Source organism: Pseudomonas sp. HT11, from assembly GCF_044875395.1.
Taxonomy (GTDB): Bacteria; Pseudomonadota; Gammaproteobacteria; order Pseudomonadales; family Pseudomonadaceae; genus Aquipseudomonas.
Genome location: NZ_CP173217.1, coordinates 3,934,154 through 3,957,724, shown reverse-complemented (window position 1 = coordinate 3,957,724; position 23,571 = coordinate 3,934,154). Strand labels below are relative to the sequence as shown.

Annotated in this window: 19 protein-coding genes, 4 tRNA genes and 1 pseudogene; 20 read left to right on the top strand and 4 right to left on the bottom strand. The window is 55.0% G+C overall.

Annotated elements, in window-relative coordinates; genetic code table 11:
* Positions 1-76 precede the first annotated feature (76 nt).
* The 7 genes from ABWL43_RS18130 to ABWL43_RS18100 all read left to right on the top strand — a co-directional run bounded on the left by ABWL43_RS18130 (position 77) and on the right by ABWL43_RS18100 (position 8,185).
* The gene (locus ABWL43_RS18130; RefSeq protein ID WP_250212154.1) at positions 77-514 is read left to right on the top strand and encodes a methyl-accepting chemotaxis protein; all 438 of its coding nucleotides are present in this window, start codon (positions 77-79) and stop codon (positions 512-514) included.
* 229 nt (positions 515-743) lie between these two features.
* A complete protein-coding gene (locus tag ABWL43_RS18125) occupies positions 744-1,355 on the top strand; it encodes a tail assembly protein (protein ID WP_145164116.1) in 612 nt (203 codons plus the stop codon).
* Positions 1,356-1,414: 59 nt separating this feature from the next.
* A complete protein-coding gene (locus ABWL43_RS18120; protein ID WP_404483431.1) occupies positions 1,415-5,110 on the top strand; it encodes a phage tail protein in 3,696 nt (1,231 codons plus the stop codon).
* 332 nt (positions 5,111-5,442) lie between these two features.
* Positions 5,443-6,132 (top strand): hypothetical protein, encoded by a 690-nt coding sequence (locus ABWL43_RS18115; RefSeq protein ID WP_214247846.1) that lies wholly within the window; start codon positions 5,443-5,445, stop codon positions 6,130-6,132.
* Between the two features lie 180 nt (positions 6,133-6,312).
* Positions 6,313-7,071 carry a tail fiber domain-containing protein gene (locus tag ABWL43_RS18110; protein WP_370003278.1) on the top strand — a complete coding sequence of 253 codons (759 nt, stop codon included), beginning with the start codon at positions 6,313-6,315 and terminating at the stop codon, positions 7,069-7,071.
* A gap of 68 nt (positions 7,072-7,139) precedes the next feature.
* Positions 7,140-7,673 carry a glycoside hydrolase family 19 protein gene (locus ABWL43_RS18105; protein WP_404483428.1) on the top strand — a complete coding sequence of 178 codons (534 nt, stop codon included), beginning with the start codon at positions 7,140-7,142 and terminating at the stop codon, positions 7,671-7,673.
* Positions 7,670-8,185 (top strand): lysis system i-spanin subunit Rz, encoded by a 516-nt coding sequence (locus ABWL43_RS18100; RefSeq protein WP_404483426.1) that lies wholly within the window; start codon positions 7,670-7,672, stop codon positions 8,183-8,185. The genes ABWL43_RS18105 and ABWL43_RS18100 overlap by 4 nt, the downstream gene beginning before the upstream one ends.
* A gap of 33 nt (positions 8,186-8,218) precedes the next feature.
* Here the strand turns inward: ABWL43_RS18100 and ABWL43_RS18095 are convergent, their stop codons facing one another.
* Positions 8,219-9,844 (bottom strand): methyl-accepting chemotaxis protein, encoded by a 1,626-nt coding sequence (locus tag ABWL43_RS18095; RefSeq protein WP_404483424.1) that lies wholly within the window; start codon positions 9,842-9,844, stop codon positions 8,219-8,221.
* Between the two features lie 745 nt (positions 9,845-10,589).
* On the opposite strand from ABWL43_RS18095, the gene ABWL43_RS18090 reads away from it, so the two are divergent.
* Both ABWL43_RS18090 and ABWL43_RS18085 read left to right on the top strand, forming a co-directional pair.
* Positions 10,590-11,129 (top strand): hypothetical protein, encoded by a 540-nt coding sequence (locus tag ABWL43_RS18090; protein WP_404483422.1) that lies wholly within the window; start codon positions 10,590-10,592, stop codon positions 11,127-11,129.
* Between the two features lie 701 nt (positions 11,130-11,830).
* Entirely contained in the window at positions 11,831-12,076 is a 246-nt protein-coding gene (locus ABWL43_RS18085; protein WP_242198600.1) for a hypothetical protein, read from the top strand.
* A gap of 481 nt (positions 12,077-12,557) precedes the next feature.
* Here ABWL43_RS18085 and ABWL43_RS18080 read toward each other — a convergent pair.
* Positions 12,558-12,863 (bottom strand): annotated as a pseudogene (locus ABWL43_RS18080) (SOS response-associated peptidase family protein); the annotation flags it as partial.
* Between the two features lie 83 nt (positions 12,864-12,946).
* Here ABWL43_RS18080 and ABWL43_RS18075 point away from each other — a divergent pair.
* The 3 genes from ABWL43_RS18075 to umuC all read left to right on the top strand — a co-directional run bounded on the left by ABWL43_RS18075 (position 12,947) and on the right by umuC (position 14,947).
* Positions 12,947-13,156 (top strand): hypothetical protein, encoded by a 210-nt coding sequence (locus tag ABWL43_RS18075; protein WP_242198598.1) that lies wholly within the window; start codon positions 12,947-12,949, stop codon positions 13,154-13,156.
* A 95-nt stretch (positions 13,157-13,251) separates the two neighbouring features.
* On the top strand, positions 13,252-13,677 hold the full coding sequence (locus ABWL43_RS18070) for a LexA family protein (protein ID WP_369301025.1): 426 nt from the start codon (positions 13,252-13,254) through the stop codon (positions 13,675-13,677).
* The gene (gene umuC, locus ABWL43_RS18065; protein ID WP_404483419.1) at positions 13,670-14,947 is read left to right on the top strand and encodes a translesion error-prone DNA polymerase V subunit UmuC; all 1,278 of its coding nucleotides are present in this window, start codon (positions 13,670-13,672) and stop codon (positions 14,945-14,947) included. The genes ABWL43_RS18070 and umuC overlap by 8 nt, the downstream gene beginning before the upstream one ends.
* Before the next feature lie 25 nt (positions 14,948-14,972).
* On the opposite strand, the gene ABWL43_RS18060 is transcribed toward umuC, so the two are convergent.
* A complete protein-coding gene (locus ABWL43_RS18060) occupies positions 14,973-15,182 on the bottom strand; it encodes a hypothetical protein (protein ID WP_404483417.1) in 210 nt (69 codons plus the stop codon).
* 1,150 nt (positions 15,183-16,332) lie between these two features.
* On the opposite strand from ABWL43_RS18060, the gene ABWL43_RS18055 reads away from it, so the two are divergent.
* Positions 16,333-16,839 carry a hypothetical protein gene (locus ABWL43_RS18055; protein ID WP_256680491.1) on the top strand — a complete coding sequence of 169 codons (507 nt, stop codon included), beginning with the start codon at positions 16,333-16,335 and terminating at the stop codon, positions 16,837-16,839.
* A gap of 1,040 nt (positions 16,840-17,879) precedes the next feature.
* Here ABWL43_RS18055 and folD read toward each other — a convergent pair.
* A complete protein-coding gene (gene folD, locus ABWL43_RS18050) occupies positions 17,880-18,734 on the bottom strand; it encodes a bifunctional methylenetetrahydrofolate dehydrogenase/methenyltetrahydrofolate cyclohydrolase FolD (protein WP_106578848.1) in 855 nt (284 codons plus the stop codon).
* A 275-nt stretch (positions 18,735-19,009) separates the two neighbouring features.
* Here folD and ABWL43_RS18045 point away from each other — a divergent pair.
* The 7 genes from ABWL43_RS18045 (at position 19,010) to clpX (ending at position 23,489) form a co-directional block, all read left to right on the top strand.
* Positions 19,010-19,086 (top strand) — tRNA-Arg (locus ABWL43_RS18045).
* Between the two features lie 32 nt (positions 19,087-19,118).
* Positions 19,119-19,194 (top strand) — tRNA-His (locus ABWL43_RS18040).
* Between the two features lie 56 nt (positions 19,195-19,250).
* Positions 19,251-19,335, top strand: a tRNA-Leu gene (locus ABWL43_RS18035).
* A 77-nt stretch (positions 19,336-19,412) separates the two neighbouring features.
* Positions 19,413-19,488: transfer RNA gene (locus ABWL43_RS18030), tRNA-His, on the top strand.
* A gap of 567 nt (positions 19,489-20,055) precedes the next feature.
* Complete coding sequence (gene tig, locus ABWL43_RS18025; RefSeq protein ID WP_404483415.1) at positions 20,056-21,366, top strand: trigger factor; 1,311 nt, start codon at positions 20,056-20,058, stop codon at positions 21,364-21,366.
* A 91-nt stretch (positions 21,367-21,457) separates the two neighbouring features.
* A complete protein-coding gene (gene clpP, locus ABWL43_RS18020) occupies positions 21,458-22,093 on the top strand; it encodes an ATP-dependent Clp endopeptidase proteolytic subunit ClpP (protein ID WP_083357884.1) in 636 nt (211 codons plus the stop codon).
* Between the two features lie 112 nt (positions 22,094-22,205).
* Complete coding sequence (gene clpX, locus ABWL43_RS18015) at positions 22,206-23,489, top strand: ATP-dependent Clp protease ATP-binding subunit ClpX (protein ID WP_017136464.1); 1,284 nt, start codon at positions 22,206-22,208, stop codon at positions 23,487-23,489.
* Positions 23,490-23,571: the final 82 nt, after the last annotated feature.

The window sequence follows — 23,571 nt, the reverse complement described above, 5'->3', positions numbered from 1 at the left end:
AGCCCAAACAGCGTTTGAGATATCCCAGCAAACTGATATCAGCGCACAGCGAGGAGCTGTTGTCGTAAACGACACTATGCACACAATGCGTAAAATCGCCGCTGACATGCAGGCAGCCTCTGGGGGAGTAGAAGCGCTGGGCAAACAGTCATTGTTGATCAGCTCGATTATTCAGACGATTAGCAGCATCGCTCAGCAAACCAATCTTCTGGCTTTAAACGCTGCGATTGAAGCCGCTCGCGCAGGTGAGCAGGGTCGAGGCTTTGCCGTTGTGGCCGACGAGGTTCGACAATTGGCTGGGCGAACCAGCACGGCGACAGAAGAAATCGCATCGGTAGTTTTACAGAATCAGAAGCTGGTAGATGAGACCGTCACTGAAATGGCGAATAGCAAATCACAAGCTGAACAGGGCCTTGAGCTCGCCACCCAGGCAGGTCAGGTCATTGTCGAAATTCAGGATGGTGCGAAGCGAGTGGTCGACGCGGTGGGCAGGTTTGCGACCCAGGTTGCTTAGCGAACGAGGTGGTCCGGTAAGGCTGCCATTTTGAGGGCTAGGTTCATTCGTTGGAGAGTAACTTTAAATCGGCCCAGAGGCGTAGCTTCTGAGACAACGCACTATTTGTTGGTGAGTTACTGGATCGCCAGTAAGAGACTGGCGGTACTTAAACTAGCGCGTATTGCAGCGCATCAAAATTGATCAAGGCTCGTTTCTGCGGGCCTTTTTATTGCCTGGAGAAAAGCAAATGGCGGCACTTGCCGTTAATTATCAGCCTATGACCACGATCCTGCTCTACGGACAGCTTCGTCAGTTTGGTAAGTCCTTTCGGATGGCCGTAAGGACGCCGGCAGAAGCAGTTAAGGCCCTGTGCGTGCAAATTCCAGGGTTCGAGCGATTCTTGTCCAACGCGAAGTCCCGTGGGATCGAGTTCGCCGTATTTCGCGGCAAGACAAACCTAGCTGAGAAGGAACTTGAGTTCTCGGGGGAGGGTGATATTCGCATTGCCCCGGTGATAACCGGCAGTAAGCGCGGAGGAGCGCTGCAAACCATTGTCGGCGCAGTACTGATCGTTGTCGGGCTGGTCATCACCGGCGGAACCTTTGGCGCGGGGGCACCGTTTGGCTCAGCCTTGATCATGATGGGCGGTTCGATGGTGCTGGGCGGCGTTATCCAAATGCTCAGCCCCCAGGCCGGCGGCCTCAAGACCAGTGCGGCGCCGGAGAATACTCCCGGCTACGCCTTCGGTAGCGCGAAGAACACCACGGCATCCGGCAACCCGGCAGCACTGTGTGCCGGCCGCCGACGCTGGGGCGGCGCGATCATCAGTGCCGAAATCTACGCGGAAGACCAAATGTAGCCCGCACCTGCTGAACAGCGCCGCCCCTTGAGGCGGTTTTTTATTGCCTGGAGGAAAGCATGGGCGCAGCAAAGAAGCTCGACATCTACGGCGCCAAGGGTGGTTCCGAGAAACCGAAAATACCAACCGAAGCGCCGGACAGTCTGCGCTCTGTTGCCATCGCGAAAATGCTGATCGCGGTGGGCGAGGGTGAGTTCGAAGGCATACCGACGGCGCGCGACATCTATCTCGACAACACCCCCCTGCAAGACCCTCAGGGAAACATCAATTTCCCGAATGTGAAGTGGGAGTGGCGAGCAGGAGCGGTAGACCAAACCTACATCCAGGGCATTCCATCTGTCGCGAACGAAACCACTATTGGCACCGAGTTGCGTAGCGGTACTCCATGGGTCCGTTCCATCAGCAACACACAGCTCTCGGCTGTGCGCGTGCGCTTTGCATGGCCAGCGCTTCAATCTGTGGATGCTGGCAGCAACATCAAGGGTTACGCGATCGGCTACAAGATCGAGTTGGCCACTGACGGCGGCGCCTACCAGGAAGTGCTGAGCGAGGGGGTTTCCGGAAAGACCACCAGCCTGTACGAGCGCAGCCGGCGAATCGATCTGCCGCGCGCAACGACTGGATGGTTGCTGAAGATCACCCGGCTGACGCCCAACCAGAACAACAACAAAATCTCCGACACGATGCAGATCGCCGGTTTCACCGAGGTGATCGACGCAAAGATTCGTTACCCAAATACGGCCCTACTTTTCATCGAGTTTTCGGCCGAGCTGTTCCGCAATATTCCAGCGGTAACGCTCGAGTGTGATGGCCGAAAATGGCAGGTGCCGAGTAACTATGATCCCCGATCGCGTAGCTACACAGGTGTCTGGGATGGGACGTTCAAGGAGGCCTGGACGGACAACCCTGTCTGGCACACCTACGGCATCACAACGAACGACCGTTTCGGCCTGGGCCGCCGCATCAAGCCGTGGATGGTCGACAAGTGGGAGCTGTACCGCATCTCGCAGTATTGCGACCATCTGGTGCCGGACGGGAAGGGTGGCCAGGAGCCGCGCTTTATCTGCAACTTGAACCTGCAGAGCAAGGCTGATGCCTGGTCGCTGCTGCGCGATATCTCGGCGATTTATCGGGGGATGACCTACTGGGCCCAGGGCCAGGTTTTCACCCTGTCGGATATGCCGCGAGCCACGGACTTCGACTTCGCTTATACCCGCGCAAACGTGCTCGATGGCAAGTTCACCTATTCCAGCGCGTCGGAGCGCACCCGCTATACCCGCGCGCTGGTCAGTTACGACAACCCGCTGAACAACTACGACACCGATGTCACAGCCGTGACTGACCAGAAGCTGCAGCGGCGCTATGGCGACAATCCGTTGGAGATCAGCGCGATTGGCTGCACTCGCGAATCCGAGGCCCAGCGCCGTGGTAAGTGGGCGCTGCTCACAAACTCCAAGGATCGGGCAGTCACCTTCAAGGTCGGCCTCGACGGGCGCATTCCGCTGCCTGGCTACGTGATCCCGATCGCGGACGAACTGCTGGCCGGTCGGCCGGTGGGCGGCCGCATCTCGGCTGTGAACGGAAAGGTCATCACCCTGGACCGCGACACCCAGGCCAAGCCTGGCGACCGGCTCATCCTAAACCTACCTGATGGCAAGTGTGAGGGGCGGACCGTGCAGTTGGTGAGCGGCCGGAAAGTCACGGTTACCGTGGCTTATTCCGTGACGCCCGAAGCTGAACTGGTATGGGCGCTGGATGCCGACGACTTGGCGATCCCGCTGTATCGGGTCGTGAGCGTGGCCCGGCCAGAGCCTGGCGTGTTCGAAATCTCGGCCGTGCAGTACGACCCGAGCAAGTTTGCGCACATCGACACCGGCGCGCGTCTGGAAGAGCGCCCGATCAGCGTTATCCCGATCACCGTGGTACCGGCGCCTGCCAGCGTCACCCTGACATCAAGCTACGCCGTGAATCAGGGCATCGCGATCAGCACCATGAACATCTCGTGGCCAGCCGTCACCGGCGCCGTCGCGTACGACGTGGAGTGGCGTAAGGACAGCGGCAACTGGATCAAGGTGCAGCGCACAGGTTCGACCAGCGTCGACGTCACCGGCATCTACTCGGGCGCCTACCTGGCTCGCGTGCGCTCGGTGAGCGCCTTTGAAATCTCCTCAGTCTGGAAGAGTTCGAACCTCACCAACCTCCAAGGCAAAACCGGCCTGCCGCCGGCGGTGTCGTTCCTGACCACCACCAGCCTGGTCTACGGCATCGGCATTCAGTGGGGATTCCCGCCGGGCGCCGAAGACACTCAGCGGTCTGAGCTTTGGTATAGCCAAGCGCCTGACCTGGGCACCGCGACCAAGCTGAGCGACTTCAGCTACCCGCAGGCCAAACATGAGATGCACAGCTTGCTGGCCGGTGCGAGCTTGTTCTTTTGGGCGCGCCTGGTGGACCGCACCGGCAACGTTGGGCCGTTCTGGCCGATCCCGGGCGCAGTGAATGGCCGTGCTAGCTCTGATCAGACCGAGTACGACAAGTACTTCGCCGAGAAGATCGGCAAGGGGGCGCTGTACCAGAGCCTGCGTGAGGAGATCGATCTGATCACTGGCGACGGCCCTGGCTCGGTCAATGACCGATTGGATAAGGCCAGGCAGGAGTTGGAAGAACTTATATCTGAAGTGGTCGACGCTCTGGAATACGTGCCGAGCAAAACCTACGTCAAGGGCGATATGGTTCGCGTGGGTCAGCAGCTATTCCAGGCGACAACCGCAGTCCCTGTCAATACGACGCCGCCGAACGCCAACTACTGGTTCAACTTGGGCACCATCGCCAAAACCAATGCAGCTATGGCCCTGGAGATCAGCAAGAACAAGGCAGCTATCGAGGACGTGGACGGGAAGGTCACGGCCACCGCCGAGCGCCTGGACGGGGTGTACGCGCTTGTGAAGTCCGACTCAGCAGGCTCAGAGGAGGGGAGCGCTGGCGACAGCACTTCCTCCGCGGGAGCATGGTCTTTGATGTCTGTGATCGCAGAGCGTGATCTTGCGCAATCTGTACGCACAGACATTGTTGAGGCCAATGTCGCGAATAACGCGGCGAGCATTCTGGATGTGTCTAGGGCAGCGGCTACGGCTACGACCGCAGTCGCAGAGCGAGTAACGACGCTAGGAGCAAAGGTCGACAGCAATGAAGCTGCGTTCAAATCCACAACAACCACGCTTGCCGCCACGGATCAGGCGCTTAGCGAGAGGATCGACACCGTGCAGGCTAGCTCGGGGCGAAATACAGCGGCCATTCAGGAGACGAATCAGGTTGTCGCCACCACCAATGGAAAAGTGTCGGCAATGGTCACTCTCAAGGCTCAGACAATAGTTGGCGGTAAGACGGTAACTTCCGGGTTTGCGTTTGGATCGGATGGAGAGCAGTCGGAGTTCCTCATATTCGCGCAGCGATTCGCGGTGGTCGATGAGGTAAGCGGTCAGTTGGTGCCGATGTTCGTGGTACAGAACAATCAGGTCGTCCTCAACCAAGCAATTATCAGCAAGGCTTTCATCCAGGAAATCATTCTGGGTATGACACTGAGGTCTGAAGCTGTCGACCCCAAGGGGCGGCCACTGTTGGAGATCAACGTCAAGGCCGGGACCTTCACGCTGCGTAGTGCTGGCGCTGGTGCGTCAACGGTGCTCAACAATGACGGCATCACGGTGTACGACCCTAATGATGTTGATCGAGTCACGGTAGGGAGGCTTATGCCATGAATAATGGCATGCGTGTAAAGGGGGGCGATGGACAGGTCCAGCTCGACGATAGCGCGTTCACTTGTCGAATTGTCTACGCCGAAACTGTAAGCCCTAATACCTGGGCTCCGGGCACTTCATATATCGACGTGCCCATTGCTGACATTACGCCCCAGAACTCTATTGCCTTCTGCGTCCCCCTTGGACCAATAAACTACAACAGTGATCGTCAGCTTGAGCCTGAAGTGATAAATGGCGCTGCTCGGGTATGGAGGCGCATGAAAGGATATACGACAACAGCAAGCTGGATTTCATTGACGGCAATGACCTTAGTGGTAGTGAGGTTCAAATAAATGGCAGATTCCTACGGATTAATGTTTAAGGGGTCAGTCGATAACAGGGTGATTATCGATTCTGAGCGAACAAGGCTTTCTGTTATATGCAAGGGGAGATACAACAATAACTCTGGACTATTTGCAATAACCTCGTTTCCATTCACCATCACGTCGATCTTGCCGCCCTTTGTTTTCATTCGGCCAGATCCTGTATCGGGCCAAATAGGCATGTCTCGCGCCGAAGTTCTCGGAAGCGCTGGCGCATGGACGGGGTTTCAGATTAGGGCTTACGACAACTCAAGTGTACGGCCCAATGGTCAATATTTCGCGGCTGGGTTTGGTGCTGAAATCCTGAGCGATTACGGAATAAGGCTTCGAGATGGTTCCAGAAAGATTATTTTCGACACAGGCACGCCCACAGCGCTTTTCTCAAACTCAAATTCTACTTGGACTTTCACGGGGAGCGGCTCAACGGCTCAGGGTCAGAGTATTAACTTCTTCTCATCTCCTTTTGTCCTTTCAGATAATGAATACGTGCTTATAAATACAATGAGCATGCCTGTAACTAGGTCGCTTCAACAACAAAGCGACCTTCAGTTTATTTGGGATTACCCGAATAAGCGCATGATTGCGGCCGTTATTTACATTCCAGGATACAACACGACCTCTTTAGGTATATCGACGATGACCGCCAAGATGGTGGTATAGGGAGAACTTATGGCTAGGCAAGAAATTATCCTCGGTACTCCGCCACAAGGTCTAGGTGGTGATCCACCTCGGACTGCGAGCACGAAGATCAACGCTATGTCGACGGAGCTTTATGCGGCCCTCGGCGGAACGGGTGGAACTCTCCCTTCCGCCTTACCAGTTGCTAAGGGTGGCACTGGCGTGACTGACGGCCGCGCTATATTCGCGGAGGTAGGCGTTCGGGAAGCATCAGGCCGGTACAACATCCAAGGTTTGTATATGGGCTGGAATGCTGGCGGGCTGGGGGAGGGGCACTTCATCGTAAACAAGGGTAATGGTGACGGTGGGTTCACTTGGCGATCTGTTAATGCAGATAACACAGCTGGTGGACCTTCTATGAGTTATTCATATGGAGGGACACTTAATGTCCCTACAAGTGTAGTAACCCCATATGCCAATGTCAGTATTTTAACAGTGTCGAACGAGGTTAATACACCAATCGCTGCTCGTGGATACCGTACGCGTACAGGTGTTGGTGGTGTATATGGTGCAACATCTTACAACTTCAACTGGACCGGCTCCAACGTTGACGTGTACATCGGCGCAACGTACGTGGGCACCATGACACTGTTCGGCTCTGACTACCGCTTCAAGAAATACATCAAGGACGCGCCGAAGACATCTTACCTGGACCGTGTCGACGCTTACCGGATCGTCACCTACCAGCGCAAAAATTTCGGCGATGTGTTCAAAGGTGACAACGTCGTTTACCAAGGGCTGATCGCGCACGAGGCGCAGGAAGTCAATCCGCTTGCCGTCACCGGCGAAAAAGATGGGATTGGCGACGACGGCCAACCCCGCGTTCAGCAACTCGAACCGATGGCGTTGATCACGGACTTGATGGGGGCTGTCAAAGAATTGCGCGCAGAACTCGCTGCGTTGAAGGCTGCACAGGCTTAAGCAGAGCCCCCCACAAAGAAGCCCACCGATACCGCCTTGAGCGGTTTTTTTTCGCCTGGAGAAAAGCTATGCCGATCACCGAGCAGCAGTTGCTGCAAATCCTCCCGAACGCCGGCCGCCAAACCGGCGTTTTCGTTCCTGTGCTGAACACGGCCATGGGCCGCTATGGCATCGTCGGCAAGCTGCGCCTGGCCGCGTTTATCGCCCAGGTCGGGCATGAATCGGGGCAACTGCGTTACGTGCGCGAGGTCTGGGGGCCCACGGCGCAGCAGGCAGGCTATGAAGGTCGCGCCGATCTGGGCAATACCGTAAAGGGGGACGGTTCGAAGTACCGTGGCCGCGGCCTGATCCAGATAACCGGCCGGGCCAACTATGCTGCGTGCGGTGAAGCGATGGGTCTGGATCTGATCTACGAGCCCGAACTGCTCGAGCTGCCCCAGCACGCGGCGATGTCTGCGGCCTGGTTCTGGTCCACCAAGGGGCTCAACACGTTGGCGGATCAGGGTGAGTTCACGAAGATCACCCGCCGCATTAACGGTGGGCTCAACGGCCTGGAAGATCGCCTGCAGTTGTGGGAGCGGGCTAAGAAGGTGCTGGCGTGACGCCGGTGCAGAAGCTGGCGAGCCTGGTGCTGCTGATCCTGGCGCTGATGGCCGGCGCCGCGGGCGTGACCTGGCAGGTGCAGGACTGGCGCATTGGAGAGAAGCTCGCCGAGCAGGCCGGCCTGCACAAGGATGATTTGGCAACGATCAGCAATGCCGCAGCGGCCCAGGCCCGCGCCGAACAGGACAAACGCTTGGCCATCGAGCAGGATCTCGCGGCCCAGGATCAACAACACACTCGAGAACTATCCGATGCTCAACGCAACCAGGCTCTTTTGCGCGACCGCCTTGCCACTGCTGATGTGCGGCTGTCGGTCCTCCTTGCCGATGATCCAGCCAGTGGCTGTAACGTGCCTACCGCCGCCGGCGCCGTCGGCGTGGTTCATGCAGCCCGTCGAGCCCAACTTGACCCAGCGCATGCGCAACGAATTATCGCCATCACCGACGATGGGGACAACGGACTGATCGCGCTGCGCGCGTGCCAGGCATATCTCAGGGCGATAGCCGATTAAATTAAATGGCAGGGCTGACGGTGGGTTTGGTATTTAAATTCTGAAACGACCGACCATCTGATTGAGTGATATTGCAAGTCTCGAAAGCTCGTTACTTGCTAGAAGAGTCTGATGGGTTCCTTCGCTACTTTGAACGCTGAGTTCTCTAATGCTTATGAGGGCTCTATCTACCTCTCTTGCTACATGAGCCTGCTCTTCCGATGCAGTCGCGATCTGCTGATTCCGATCATCGATCAGCTGAACAGCTGATGTGATAGCTTTGAGCGACTGGCCAGCCTCATCAGCCGTTTGCCTAGTGCTATGCGCCTCATGGGTGCTACTAATCATCGATTCTACAGCTTGCGCACTACCTGCCTGAATGCTTGAAATCATTTGTTCGATTTCCTGAGTTGCAGTTTGGGTTCGATGAGCAAGAGCTCTAACTTCATCCGCAACCACTGCGAATCCTCTTCCTTGTTCACCTGCTCTAGCAGCTTCAATAGCAGCGTTTAGCGCTAGGAGGTTGGTTTGCTCCGCGATTGCTCGAATTACACTTAAAACTGTACTTATTTCTTGCGTTTGTCCAGCTAGCAGTTGTACTTGTTCCGACGTGATCTCAATCCTGTCCGTTAAGCTGCGCATTGCTTTGAGTGTTTCACCAACTTTATTGTTTCCTGCCGCTGCAGCTTTGTTGGATTCACGAGCTGATTCTGATGTGGAAATAGCGTTGCGAGCAACCTCATCAACCGCGGCGCTCATCTCGGTCACCGCAGTTGCAGCCTGTTCGATTTCACTATTTTGCTGCTGAAGGGTAAAGCTTGCGCCTTCTGTTATCGAGCTCATCTCAACTGCGGCAGTGCTAAGCTGCGTGGCAGCCTCAGATATCTCGCTGATGGTATCACGCAAGGTTCCTTGCATTGTATTGAGCGCTCGCATTAACCTTGCGGACTCATCATTTCCGGTTACCTCAAGAACAAGCCTAAGGTCGCCTGCTGCTATCTCTTCTGCCATCTTTACAGAAGAGTTCATAGGGCGAACTATACTTCGAGTAAGTGCAATTGCAAGAAATATGGTAAGAACTAATGAAGCACCAATCACTGAGTCGACAATTGTAATGCTGTTTGAGTATACAGCCGTCGCTGTAGTCCCTGCTGTAGCTGCTCCTTTGACGTTGTGATCTCTCAATGCTGTAAGCTTAGCCTGGTAATCGTTGGCGCGATCACGCTGTTCAGTATTTGCAAATTGAACGGCTTTCTCATGCTGCGTGCCATCTAATTCGAGTATGGTTTTGAGCCCGTCTATATATTTCTCCATCGTCGTAGCGGCTTCATTAAATTTCGCTCGTTCGTCTTCATCGGATATTAAATTGTTTCGATAGTATTCGGTTTGCTTATTAAGTACATTCTGCGCGTCCTGGAGATGCTCTGAAGCTGTCGCTTTTTCTTCTAGGCTCGAAGTGGCTAGTAAGCGAATGCTCTCTAAACGGGCGCCCAAAAGTGCAATCTGTATATCGTCAGCAGTCTGTATGCTTGCGAGCCAATTATTTTCAATGTCCTGCTCTGTTCCTCTCAATTTTCCGAGCTGTACGTACGAAAAGGCTCCAAGTGCAATTACAAGCATAGTGATAAGGCCGAAGCAGAGAGCGGATCTGGGAGCGATATTAATGGAACGTAGATTCATGGTGACTCCATAGGGAAAAAACCAGCGACGCTGCCAGTATTATTTATCTATCGGCCTTAACCTCTGACAGATCAATCAAAAATTTCTATCGAATGACCCGTTATGTCTGCAGCTGAGCGTGCTTGGAGTCTATGGAGCTCTCAAAACGCCAATTTTACGGCAGATGGATTGCGAAAAGTGAATCGGGAAAATCTGCGAGGGCATCAAGTGACGCTGCGTGGAACCTTTCAGTGTAGTACAGGGGGCTATTTCAGAATATTGGTGAGTGCTTACGACACCTTCACCCACTAATACTAGTCAACCTTAGTCTCCGGTATCCAAGTTATATTGCATGGATTGGTAGTTGTGGAGATTATTCACTTCACCTGTCGACGAGTGTGCATATTCTGTCAGGGCCCATCAGTGCATGCGTCAATCGCGAGCAGCAGCGGTTGGCGCCCCTCAGCGTCGGCTTTGGCCCACACAGTCCACGCCACCGGTACTATCACCAGTCACGCTCCGGTGTTACAAGTCGGTGTTTATGGTGTGGCCATCAGCGAGTTAACCTGTGCTACCTTCTGGCGGACAAGCCGAAGCGGCGTGGGCTCTGTGCATCGCTGAGGCGTATCGCGTTAGTCGCTGCAATCATCTATGTCAAAGGTAGAGCTTTGATAGCTGAATGGAAAGTCGGCCTCAGGCAGGGTATACCCTACCCCCGCAGTAGCTCTTCGTAAGTCCATCGATCACGTAAAAAGGAAATTACGCCGTGTCACTTACTTTCGATTCCGAAACTCAACAAGCACTTGAGCAACTCCTGTTAACCGCTCAGAAGGACACCAGGCAGGGCCGTACGGTAGCCAGTTTTCTGTTCACCTTGTGGAACGCGGGAAGACATGTTCGCTCCGCCGTTACCGAGGTGTGGGGACTTGATCCAGAGATCGTCCGAGCATGTGCCCAGGTCTTTACGTGGCTGAACGATAACAAAGTCTTCCCCGAGGAATTTGGTTGCCCGAATACGAATGGCGACGCTGACCAGCGCATGGCGAGGTGGAATATGACCCTAAATCCAGATCTACCGCCGGCAGTGGCCGACACAACGACGGCCGATTTTGCACTCGGACTGTGGAATGATAAGTGGCTTATGAGTGACGAAGCCGTGCGCTGCAGCTACTGCCTTGCCACACAATTGCCCAGCAATGCTCAAATTCCGATGGTCCATTCCGATGGCTGTGAAATTGGCAACATGCAATATCCGTTGCGGGATTTGGCAAACATTCTGAGGGCTGTGTCGGAGGATTCTCCATGAGTGGCATTCTCCCAGTCAGGCGTTAACAATAATCCACTTATAAAAAGGGGCTGCACGCATTGACTTGACGGGGACGTTTTATTGGTACAGGCAGCCAGGCAGCCCTAGACTGCGTTACCAGTTTCGCATAACCGCTTCAACGTGCAGTCCATCTACAAAGGCAACAATAATTATGTACGCGCCCCTCACTCATCCACTAGCCATCGATAACGCCCAGCAATTTTTCAACGACCTCATGACCCTGGCAGACCCCGAGTACATCTTATTTAGAGTGCGTCACCACGTAGAGGCGTTCCGGATCCAGTCCTTGACTGAGCGGGCGCCGCCCAGTCTGTATAACCAGTTGATTGGTTTTTTGGACGGTTTGATCGCCGGCGAGGTCTTATCCCCAGAGCACGGGCGGGAATTCCATTACCGTCTTATTAAAGGGTTCGAATCCGCATGGATGAATACATAAAGGTTCAGTGTCCTGTTTCTAGCCCACTGTCGCCCGACTTGTGTGCTGATTTCGCTTTAGGCCTGTTGAATGAGCGATGGATCATGAGCGAGGAAGCGGTACGCTGCCGTTTATGCCTGGCCACGCAATGGCCGAGTAATGCTCATGACCCGGTGCGACACTGCGCAGGCTGCGAGCTGATTCAAGCTCAGTACCCGTTGCGCGAATTGGCCACAATATTAGCCGAAGTGCAGGGAGTTGCGAGATGAACGTCAGCCAGCAGTTGGACGCGATAAGCCTACCGGCTGGGCTTCGCACCAAGATGCAAAACCACCTGTCACGCCAGGCGCGTGCTGAGGATTTGCAAGCCCTGAAGCTGGCCCTGGCGCGCGCTAAAGGTTTTGTCGAAGGGGTAGATGCAGCCCATGCGCTGACCCCGGCGACCATCGAGGCGCTGTTTATTGCGGTCGAGGACGCAGCTGCCGCGCGGTACCGGGAACTGACCGCTTGATCGAGGAGGCTTCACCCGACACGCTAAAGCTCTTGTCAGTGAACACGTGATGCGTGAGGTGGTGGTTGGCAGCATTGCCGGCAAAGATAGTAAGGGACGCTTTCGATTCGTCTGGGCGATACCTCGGCGCGGCTTGTACCGATGCGCTCTGTACGAGAACCATTGCGTACCTGATCAAGCCCCACTGCAGTGGTCCGTTGCGCCAGTCATGGGGCTTTAAGGCGTCAAGTGTAAAACTGGCGTCGGCGGAAGCTTTAGTGCCAGCTGTAGCACGCCCACCGCGTCCGGCCCATCCTCGTTAATCCATTCCCCATGGTGCTAGAGGATCATGTTGCCGGTTGCTTTCCCATCCGTTCGGCGATCCATTCAGGGTGCCTGTGGCGTGGCCGAACTGGGCCGCCAGCGCTGTCCCTGATCAGACGGAAAGCGCCGGGGGCGTGGTGGTAGCGTCTTTACAGTCGCCATCGCGACAAGCGCAGCCGCTGTCGATGGGTGCGATTGCCCGGTGCGGACAGATCGCACGAAAGAACCGTCCATGGGCTACTTTCTCGACGCGCGCATTGATCGGTGCGGCCCTGACCTTGGCCCAGTGTGGCCGCCGACCCCAGCGCACCATGTCGGCGTGCAGCAGATCACCCTGTAGGTGGAGCAGGGCGACTTGGGTTGTGGGGGCTACGTTGTAACGCTCCACTGGCAATTCACCGACAGAGTTAGCCAGAGCGTTAGGCATGCTCAACGCTGCCACGAAGTCGTGAATTCCCCGGTACTGGGTAAGTCTTCCGCACATGATGCTCTCCGCTTGTCGGACCTGCTGAACAGTTGGGCGCTGGCCAATCTCTACACTGTAGACACTGGCCTCGAGTATTCGTCATGACGATCCACAGCGAGCAAATCAACGCAATGCAGGCGTGGTTCGCCTTGCGCAATGAACCCGACTTCATATCGGCGACAGCTGAAGATCGTTACGAGAGGCGCCTGTCCCTGGCTGACGATATGAAAGAGCGCGGCGTAATCGACAGCGGTGAGTGGCGGGAACTCACAGAAGAGGCTGTCGCCGCTTACGCAGATGAGTTTGTCTGACGGGCCGCTTGTCAGATATCTCTTACGCCAAATTGACCGCAAGCCATCTGCGTTATTAACTGTACATTCGTACAGTGTATGTAAAAGGCTGCATCATGAGCTTCGCAATTTTAGGTCCTATCGCCGAGGGCGGCACGAAGCTGCCCTTTTGCTCTTTTCGGGTACCAGCTGGCTTTCCATCGCCGGCGGCCGACCATATTGAGCAGAACATCTCATTGGATGAGGTCTTAAATATCAGGGCGCCGCACGTCTATCTGATCGCCATCACTGGCGAGAGCATGCAGGGCGCGGGAATTTTTGAGGGTGACCTGGCGGTTGTGGACCGGTCTATTGAGCCGGCACACGGGCATGTAGTGGTGGCGCTGCTGAATAATGACCCCATCTGCAAACGTCTGTGTAAGCGCGGGAGAGAGGTGATCCTTCTGTCGGAGAACCCGAAATACCCGGCGCGGTACATTCTGGAGGGCGACGAGCTGTCGATTTGGGGCGTGATCACCAGCACCGTACGCAGCCATGTTTGAACAGACACCTGTCTTTGCGCTGATTGACTGCAACAGCTTTTATGCAAGCTGCGAGCGTGTGTTCCGCCCTGACTTGGCAAAGGTGCCAATCGTGGTGCTAAGCAACAACGACGGCTGTGTCATCGCCCGAAGCTACGACGCGAAGCCTTTCATCAAGATGGGCGAGCCGTATTTCCAGATCAAGCACAAGCTCAAGCAGCACGGCATTGTCTCGTTTTCATCAAATTATGCCCTGTACGGGGACATGAGTGAGCGGGTCATGACGCTGATCGAGAGCATGGTGCCCGCCGTCGAGATCTACAGCATTGATGAGGCCTTCGCCGACCTGAGCGGTATTGCCAGCCTGGATGTCCTCGGACGCCAGATCCGCGCACGGGTCTTTCAGTGTACCGGAATCCCGGTGGGCGTCGGAATCGCCCACACAAAGACCCTGGCCAAGCTGGCCAACCACACAGCGAAGCGCCTGCAGGCCCAGACCGGCGGTGTAGTGAATATCACTGACCCGGTAAAGCGTGACTGGGTATTGCGCAACACCGACGTCTCAGAGGTGTGGGGTGTCGGCCGGAAGATGAAGCTTCACCTGGACACGATGGGCATCAAGACAGCGATGGATCTGGCCAAGGCCGACCCCTGGACGCTTCGCAAAAAATTCAGCGTGGTCATCGAGAAGACCGCCCGCGAACTGGCCGGCACCTCATGCCTGGAACTGGACGAGCCCGACCCACCCAAGCAGGAAATCTGTTGTAGCCGGATGTTCGGAAAGCGCCTTACCGAGTTGCCGCCGATCAAGGAGGCGGTGGCCACCTACATGATGCGCGCCTCTGAAAAGCTGCGAGCTCAAAACTCGCTGTGCAAAAAGGTCCGTGTCTGCATCCGCACAGGCATGTTCAACCCCGAAGAAGCCAAGTATGCCAATGGGGTAGTGGTGGATATGCCGTATCCAACTGACGACGTGCGCCTGCTGACAAAGGCTGCAGTTGACGCCCTTGACCGGATTTTTCGACCTGGCTTCAAGTACAGTAAAGCCGAGGTGATGTTGCTCAACCTTTGCCAGCCAGGTGAATACACGGACGATCTATTCGCGGTGTCTCAGCCAGTCGAGGCCACCAGAGTGATGACCGTGCTGGACCAGATCAATGACAGGTGGGGAAGGGGGACGCTGCGATCGGCCAGTGTACCGACAAACCCCGACTGGGGGATGCGCCGGGACATGATGAGCCAGAGCTACACTACGAAGCTCGATCAGCTGTGGTCAGTTGCTTGCAAGTAGTGAAGCGCTCAGCGTCAGATCAACTTCACTCGGGCGACATAAGGACCGCCAGGGTCAGCTTGATGAACTTCTCGTTGTCATCAATGGTGTCCAGAGCTCCGCGCACGTTCTCGGCTACCTCGGCGGAGCCACGCTGCTCGATCCAGTTCGATATCTCAATGATGGAAGCCTCAAGGGCCAGCTGGTTTTCGTAGAGCTTGGACAGAAGAGAGGGGAGCAGGTCTGAGTTGGGCATGTCTGGTTCTCCTAAGAAGGAATAAGAGTACCAGTCAGAAGGTATTTGAGAAGTGAGGCCGAAGCATCTAATTAAAGGTGCGCAGGAATCAGCGAAGAGAAATAATGTTCTTAGCTAGTGACAGGATACCCTGTACACCGCTCGTGCTGGCCGCCATTACCGATACCATTGCTGCCCATACTGTCTCAAAAAAACATGCAACATAAGTGATGACATTGCTTTTTGTACGACGTTGAGATTTATTATTCATAAGTGCCCCCTTTTTTGTTGATTTAAAGCTCTGTTCTGATTTTTTTTGCACTAAAACGCTGATGAAACGCAAAAAACTAAGAAACAGTAGGGGGAACAGCAAGGCACTGAGATTCGAACTCAGAAACACACTAGCTAAAAACACTAATCTATAAAATCATCTCATAAAAAAAACGGCCTGTCAAGTTTTTGTTGACCTGGGTGGTCTGGAGTGCTAGCTGGGTTTTTTATGGGGCAATTTGCTTAGAAAAGCAGTTCCTAAACTAAAAAAGTACCCCACGTGGAATGCGCCTTCAAGCCTTATCAATTGCTTCGAGAAAAGGAACTATGCTGGCCCTCAAGGCGTCAGCCCGTCTTTATATGCGTAGCGGTCTTGAAAACTGGCGAACGTTAATAGCGTTCCCAGGGTTCGAATCCCTAGTTTCCCGCCAAGATTTACACAAAAGCCTCGCGAAAGCGGGGCTTTTGCGTTTCTGGGGGTTGATGGCGTAAGACGGTTTCTCATGGGGGCCGAAACCTTGACTATTCGAAGGGCTTGGCTTCCTCACCAATCCTTCGGTAAATCCATTTGGTGACCGCCCCTATAATGGCGTCAATTGGTTCGGGGCGCTTGCCCTTGGCCCACAATGGCAGCCATCCCCATCGGCGCTGCGATTTACACGGGCCACCACCAGGCGCATGCGCAGCGTGGCCCCACACTAATTTAACCGATTAAATTTGTAGCCTTTCTGGCGAGCTTTTACTCGTCATGTTTTTGTTTTTTTACTATTATCGTTTATCTGCGTACTCAAGGAAGAGGGGCTGAGCGCCTTGAGGCTGGTAGAAAATTTCACTCGATCATTGAGTGAGTTAATACTTTTACCCAGAACCTAACGACTCAGCCAACCGTAATGGACTATTGGTGGAACCGATGGATAAAATGTGTGGCATCGTTGTAGTGGTAGGACTGGCCCTCTCGGGATGCGCTACGAAAACGCCAGAAAAACCTGACGTGGCTCCACCTCCTGCCGTCGTCCAGGAAGCCCCCCCTGAAGTCGCACACACCACTCCAGAAAACTGGACAGTCCGCTACGAGGCTGCGCCTGCGAACGCCCGTGCTGATTCACATGTCCCTGCCGCTCCGGAATCCGCGCAGGCAGAATCAGAAACAGACCTGAACCAAAATCGCGCTGAGCAATGCCGTAAAGAGCTGGATGTCTTAAAGGTCTACAACAAAGTGTCTTACAACAAATACGAGGCGGAATACCAGGCCATTGCTGCCAAGACGGCCAAGTACATGGAAATCAAAGACTCATTAGGTCCCGATTTAAACCACATGGTCATGCCCGCTTATCAATTTCAAATTCGCGAGTTCTGCTTCCGGGTTAAGACCCGTCTCTCGGAGCTCGTGCTTCGCCAAGCCAAGTAATGATTCCGCGTGAGGGTGAGTCTTTTGCCAGTGAGGGAAATACTGAAAAAGACGTCCATCTCTGGTGCAATACTCGCCTCACGCGAATCAATGAACATTAAAAGGCCACGGCCTGCGGGCAGTTGCATAGCGGTCTTGAAAGCCGTCGGACGTTGATAGCATCTCCAGGGTTCGACTCCCCGGTCTACCGTTAAGATTCAAACGAAAGCCCTGCATTAGCGGGGCTTTTGCGTTTCTGCGGTTTGGTTCAGCCATCACGCTAACCTTTGGTAAGCGTTTGGCCAACACACATTCGATGTGGTTGCGTAAGACGTAGATTTTCACGGCTTAGAGCCGACCTCCTCGAACGCAGGTAGATACTGCTCGCAGATCATCTTTTGCAGCTCACCGAGGTAGAGCTGCAGGCTTTTTATGGGCGCTGCCCACCGTAACAATGGCTGGAACCACATCTTCCAACAGTGAAGGGAGTAGGTTTGAGTTTGGCATTTGCGTTTCTCTGGTGGAGTGAACAGCTTAGCAACCGGTGTTATTTGGGAGGGTCGTGTTCGGTCGGCAGGACGCCGGGGTGGGGATGGATCTCGTACCAATTCTTGTACCACTGACTGCGTTCCGCTATCGAATGGTGGGTATCCCAAAGTGGCCAAACCCCTTAATTTGCTGGGTTTGGCCACTTTGGAAAACTTACGAATACACGAAATTAATATTAGGAGTATGGATCAGAAAGCGATAGAGAGCCTTTAAAGAAAGGCTGTAAGCCGGTGATTGGTCAGGGTTGTACCGATTTTTAGAAAAACCTGGTCATCGCGCCAGGTTTTTTTCAAGGCGGCTTAGGCCGACGGTTTTACCCGCGTGCGCCGGGTGAAGTTGCCCACATAGTCAGGGCAGGGTGCTTACAGGCAAATGGCCCACTTTCAGTGTTGTAAACGAGGCAGGCCAGGCGGGTAGCGTTGCCACCGGCAGGTACGACGCATCGTCGTCGGTTAATTGCGCCCAATAAAAAAGCCCCGCTGTCAGGCGGGGCTTTTCATGGCAGTCACTTATCAGTCGTGCAGTGTTTCTGCCGCGTACAAGGTGTTTTCCAGCAGGCATGCTCGAGTCATCGGGCCAACCCCGCCTGGCACTGGTGTAATCCAGCCGGCGCGGGGCAGGGCGGTTTCGTACACCACGTCGCCGACGAGCTTGCCGTCTTCCTGGCGGTTGATGCCCACGTCGATGACGATGGCGCCTTCTTTGATCCACTCACCTTTGACCAGGCCGGGTTTGCCGGCAGCCACCACTACCAGGTCGGCGCGGCCGACATGGCCAGCGAGGTCTTTGGTGAAACGGTGAGTGACGGTCACGGTGCAGCCAGCCAGCAGCAACTCCATGGCCATCGGGCGACCGACAATGTTGGACGCGCCGACGACGACGGCATCGAGGCCGTACAGATCGACGCCGGTGCTTTCCAGCAGGGTCATGATGCCTTTCGGGGTGCACGGGCGCAGCAGCGGGATACGCTGGGCCAGGCGGCCGACGTTATACGGGTGGAAACCGTCGACGTCTTTGTCGGGACGGATGCGCTCCAGCAGTTTGGAAGCATCCAGGTGCTCGGGCAGTGGCAGCTGCAGCAGGATGCCGTCGATGCCCGGGTCGTCATTGAGGCTGTCGATCAGGTCGGTCAGGGCCTGCTGGGTGGTGTCTTCCGGCAGGTCGTAGGCCTTGGAAATAAAGCCGACCTCTTCACAGTCTTTACGCTTGTGCGAGACATAAACCTGAGAGGCAGGATCGCTGCCGACCAGGATCACCGCGAGGCCAGGCGTGCGCAGGCCTTGCTGGCTACGCTCGGTGACTCGTTTGGCGATCTGCTGGCGCAGGCTGGCGGCGATTGATTTGCCGTCGATAAGTTGTGCAGTCATTACGCGTGATTAACCATCGAGAGGGGGAAGAAAAGTGCGCGCATTCTCGCATGCCAAGACGTGAGGGCAAAGGCGCTTGGTCTGCAAATTGCCCTAACCCCTTAAATAAAATGAATTTTTTTCAAAAAAGATTTGACGGGTTTCCGAGGCGTCTATACTATTCGTCGCACTTGTCGGGCACAGCCTAGCACTGGTTAAGAAGGTCGAGCACAATTGTTGTCGTGCAAGGCTGGAAGCACTTAGTTTGTAATCCTCCAAGAATACAGATTAATCAGGCGCCCGTAGCTCAGCTGGATAGAGCATCCGCCTTCTAAGCGGATGGTCGCAGGTTCGAGTCCTGCCGGGTGCGCCATTAGGCAGCTTTGGCACAAGTAGCGCTATATGGTGGGCGTAGCTCAGTTGGTAGAGCACGGGATTGTGACTCCCGTTGTCGAGGGTTCGATCCCCTTCGTCCACCCCATATTTTAAAAGGCGCCAGATTAATCATCTGGCGCCTTTGCTTTAAGAGCTTCAAGCGCGGATGTGGTGGAATTGGTAGACACACTGGATTTAGGTTCCAGCGCCGCGAGGCGTAAGAGTTCGAGTCTCTTCATCCGCACCAATTAAAGCTTTGCACCGCCATCAGGGGATGCGAGGTTCGACAAAGAAGATGTTTGGGTTCTTTGTTAATGCAATATGGTGGGCGTAGCTCAGTTGGTAGAGCACGGGATTGTGACTCCCGTTGTCGAGGGTTCGATCCCCTTCGTCCACCCCATATTCAGAAAAAGCGCCAGATCAATGATCTGGCGCTTTTTTTTGCGCCGAAAATTTCCGATCTGTCGTGTGCGGTGTCTTGACGCCAAGAAAAAGCAAGCATTCTCAATGCCTTGGCGTTAGAATCGTTGCCGGTTTTGAGCGTGTAGAACTGATTCTCGGCTATATCAGGGTCAGTGCAGCTATTTAATAGCGAATAACGGCGCAGTACCTGAAAAGGGCTGTGCCGTTTTTGTTTAAGTGTCTTGAGTTTCCAGGGTGGGGCGTTTCGTCGTATTTGTGTGTCTCGATGCTGCTGCCGCGCCCTTCGGCCTTGCACGCAAGGTCGGTCGCCAAGGGGGCGCATCTACGCTCTTCTATATATAGAAGGCTGATGCAGAGCCCTGGCGTGATGAGCTGTATTTGCTAACGGGATAAAGTGCATGCGTGCACTTGAACCTATAAATGGCCTGCTGTTTTTCTACCCGTTTTCAGTAGGGTGACTTCTTGAGTTTGACCCACTAGAATGCATGCCCTTGATTCTGGGGTCGGAAACGGCCGGCTAACGTCTGTGCAACGAGGAATATCCATGCAAGTTTCTGTTGAAAATACTACTGCTATCGAGCGCCGCCTGAGCATCACCGTGCCGGCAGAGCGTATTGAGACTGCGGTCAACAAGCGTCTGCAGCAGACTGCCCAAAAGGCCAAGATCGCTGGTTTCCGTCCAGGCAAAGTGCCAATGAGCGAAATCAAGCGTCGTTTTGGCGCCGATGCGCGTCAGGAAGCTGTAGGTGACGTGATCCAGGCTTCGTTCTACGAAGCTGTTGTCGAGCACAAGCTGAACCCGGCTGGCTCGCCTTCGATCGAACCTAAATCCCTGGAAGCCGGCAAAGACCTGGAATACGTTGCCGTATTCGAAGTGTTCCCGGAGTTCACTGTTGCCGGTTTCGAAGACATCGCCGTAGAGCGCCTGAGCGCTGAAGTGGCCGATGCCGACCTGGACAACATGCTGGAAATCCTGCGCAAGCAGAACACCCGTTTCGAAGCGGTCGATCGCGCTGCTCAGAACGAAGACCAGTTGAACATCGATTTCGTTGGCAAGGTTGACGGCGAAGTATTCGCTGGCGGCTCCGCCAAGGGCACTCAGCTGGTGCTGGGTTCCAACCGCATGATCCCTGGCTTCGAAGACGGCCTGGTTGGCGCCAAAGCTGGCGAAGAGCGCGTTCTGAGCCTGACGTTCCCTGCTGACTACCAGAACCTGGACCTGGCCGGCAAAGCCGCCGAGTTCACCGTGACCGTCAACAGTGTTTCCGAGCCTAAGCTGCCAGAGCTGAACGAAGAGTTCTTCGCTCAATTCGGTATCAAGGAAACCGGTATCGACGGCTTCCGCACCGAAGTTCGCAAGAACATGGAGCGCGAACTGCGTCAGGCCATCAAGTCCAAGGTCAAGAACCAGGTCATGGACGGTCTGCTGGCCGCCAACCCGATCGAAGTGCCTAAGGCTCTGCTGTCCAACGAAGTGGATCGCCTGCGCGTTCAAGCGGTTCAGCAGTTCGGTGGCAACATCAAGCCTGACCAACTGCCGGCCGAGCTGTTCGAAGAGCAAGCCAAGCGCCGCGTTGTGCTGGGTCTGGTCGTGGCTGAAGTGGTCAAGCAATTCGACCTCAAGCCTGACGAAGATCGCGTTCGCGAAATGATCCAGGAAATGGCTTCCGCCTACCAGGAGCCAGAGCAGGTCGTGGCTTGGTACTACAAGAACGACCAGCAGCTGAACGAAGTACGTTCGGTTGTGCTGGAAGAACAAGTTGTGGATACTGTTCTGCAGAAGGCTAAGGTGACCGACAAAGCGGTCTCTTACGAAGAAGCAGTCAAACCGGCGGAAGCAGCACAAGCCGACTGATTGTCCAACTCGTTCGAAATACAACCATAAGCCAGCCTCGCGCTGGCTTATGCGTTTTCAAGACATGACTATTTGGGAGTAACTGCAGAGCATGTTCCGTAATTCCTATATTCAGCAGAACTCTGATATCCAGGCCGCAGGCGGCCTGGTCCCGATGGTTGTCGAGCAATCTGCTCGTGGCGAACGCGCCTATGACATCTACTCGCGCCTGCTCAAGGAACGAGTGATCTTTCTGGTCGGCCCTGTAGAGGACTACATGGCCAACCTGATCTGCGCGCAACTGCTGTTCCTTGAAGCGGAAAACCCGGACAAGGACATCCATCTTTACATCAACTCCCCGGGCGGTTCGGTGACGGCGGGTATGTCGATCTACGACACCATGCAGTTCATCAAGCCAAACGTGTCGACGACCTGCATCGGTCAGGCCTGCAGCATGGGCGCGTTCCTGCTCACCGCGGGTGCCGAGGGCAAGCGTTACTGCTTGCCTAACTCGCGCGTGATGATTCACCAGCCGCTGGGCGGCTTCCAGGGCCAGGCGTCGGACATCGAAATTCACGCCAAGGAAATCCTGTTTATTCGTGAGCGCCTCAACACGTTGATGGCCAAGCACAGCGGGCACACCCTGGAAGAAATCGAGCGTGACACCAATCGCGACAACTTCATGAGCGCGGAAGCTGCACGCGCCTATGGGTTGATCGACGCAGTGATCGAAAAGCGCCCCGCTTAATATAAGCACCTCAAAATAGGGCTGGTCGGCATGTCCGACCACCGGCGGGCTTGAAAAAGCCCGCATAAGCCTTCATCTTGTGTTGCAAGCCTATCGGATTTGGATCGAACGAATGACTGACACCCGCAACGGCGAGGACAACGGCAAGCTGCTCTATTGCTCCTTCTGCGGCAAAAGCCAGCATGAAGTACGCAAATTGATTGCCGGCCCCTCGGTGTTTATCTGCGACGAGTGCGTCGACCTGTGCAATGACATCATCCGCGAGGAGGTGCAGGAAGCTCAGGCCGAAAGCAGCGCGCATAAATTGCCTTCGCCTAAAGAAATCAGCGGCATCCTTGATCAGTATGTGATTGGTCAAGAGCGTGCAAAGAAGGTTCTGGCCGTAGCGGTGTACAACCACTACAAGCGCTTGAACCAGCGTGACAAGAAAGGTGACGAAGTCGAACTCGGCAAGAGCAACATCTTGCTGATCGGCCCTACAGGCTCGGGTAAAACCTTGCTTGCAGAAACCCTCGCTCGCCTGTTGAACGTTCCGTTCACCATCGCCGACGCCACCACCCTCACCGAGGCTGGCTACGTGGGTGAGGACGTCGAGAACATCATTCAGAAACTGCTACAGAAGTGCGACTACGACGTAGAGAAGGCCCAGATGGGTATTGTCTACATCGACGAAATCGACAAGATTTCGCGCAAGTCCGACAACCCGTCGATCACCCGCGATGTATCTGGTGAAGGCGTGCAGCAGGCCCTGTTGAAACTGATCGAAGGCACGGTTGCTTCCGTTCCGCCTCAAGGTGGTCGCAAGCACCCGCAACAGGAATTCCTTCAGGTTGATACGCGCAACATCCTGTTCATCTGTGGCGGTGCGTTTTCCGGTCTGGAAAAGGTTATTCAGCAACGTTCCACGCGTGGCGGCATCGGTTTCGGTGCGGAAGTGCGCAGCAAGGAAGAAGGCAAGAAGGTGGGCGAGTCCCTGCGTGAAGTCGAGCCTGACGATCTGGTCAAGTTCGGTCTGATCCCGGAATTCGTTGGCCGTCTGCCGGTCCTGGCCACGTTGGACGAGCTGGATGAGGCTGCTTTGATTCAGATCCTCACCGAGCCGAAAAACGCCCTGACCAAGCAATACGCCAAGCTGTTCGAAATGGAAGGTGTAGACCTCGAGTTTCGTACCGACGCACTCAAATCAGTGGCCAAGCGGGCACTGGAGCGCAAGACCGGTGCACGTGGTTTACGCTCGATTCTCGAAGGCGTTTTGCTCGACACCATGTACGAAATCCCCTCGCAGTCCGAGGTGAGTAAAGTGGTGATCGACGAAAGCGTTATCGAAGGCAAATCCAAGCCACTGTATATCTACGAAAACAGTGAGCCGGCTGCCAAGGCTGCGCCAGACGCTTAAGCGTTTTGCAGTTGCAGTACAAGCAAGGGGCCTTTCGGGGCCCCTTCTTTTTTGGGGCTGTTTTTTGCAGCAGTTTTTTTAA

Coding starts and splice junctions, on each gene's coding strand:
- ABWL43_RS18125 (WP_145164116.1), top strand. CDS start 744: ATGGCGGCACTTGCCGTTAATTATCAGCCTATGACCACGATCCTGCTC.
- ABWL43_RS18105 (WP_404483428.1), top strand. CDS start 7,140: ATGCCGATCACCGAGCAGCAGTTGCTGCAAATCCTCCCGAACGCCGGC.
- tig (WP_404483415.1), top strand. CDS start 20,056: ATGCAAGTTTCTGTTGAAAATACTACTGCTATCGAGCGCCGCCTGAGC.
- ABWL43_RS18075 (WP_242198598.1), top strand. CDS start 12,947: ATGACGATCCACAGCGAGCAAATCAACGCAATGCAGGCGTGGTTCGCC.
- umuC (WP_404483419.1), top strand. CDS start 13,670: ATGTTTGAACAGACACCTGTCTTTGCGCTGATTGACTGCAACAGCTTT.
- ABWL43_RS18070 (WP_369301025.1), top strand. CDS start 13,252: ATGAGCTTCGCAATTTTAGGTCCTATCGCCGAGGGCGGCACGAAGCTG.
- clpX (WP_017136464.1), top strand. CDS start 22,206: ATGACTGACACCCGCAACGGCGAGGACAACGGCAAGCTGCTCTATTGC.
- ABWL43_RS18120 (WP_404483431.1), top strand. CDS start 1,415: ATGGGCGCAGCAAAGAAGCTCGACATCTACGGCGCCAAGGGTGGTTCC.
- ABWL43_RS18115 (WP_214247846.1), top strand. CDS start 5,443: ATGGCAGATTCCTACGGATTAATGTTTAAGGGGTCAGTCGATAACAGG.
- folD (WP_106578848.1), bottom strand. CDS start 18,734: ATGACTGCACAACTTATCGACGGCAAATCAATCGCCGCCAGCCTGCGC.
- ABWL43_RS18085 (WP_242198600.1), top strand. CDS start 11,831: ATGAACGTCAGCCAGCAGTTGGACGCGATAAGCCTACCGGCTGGGCTT.
- ABWL43_RS18095 (WP_404483424.1), bottom strand. CDS start 9,844: ATGAATCTACGTTCCATTAATATCGCTCCCAGATCCGCTCTCTGCTTC.
- ABWL43_RS18060 (WP_404483417.1), bottom strand. CDS start 15,182: ATGCCCAACTCAGACCTGCTCCCCTCTCTTCTGTCCAAGCTCTACGAA.
- ABWL43_RS18130 (WP_250212154.1), top strand. CDS start 77: ATGCACACAATGCGTAAAATCGCCGCTGACATGCAGGCAGCCTCTGGG.
- clpP (WP_083357884.1), top strand. CDS start 21,458: ATGTTCCGTAATTCCTATATTCAGCAGAACTCTGATATCCAGGCCGCA.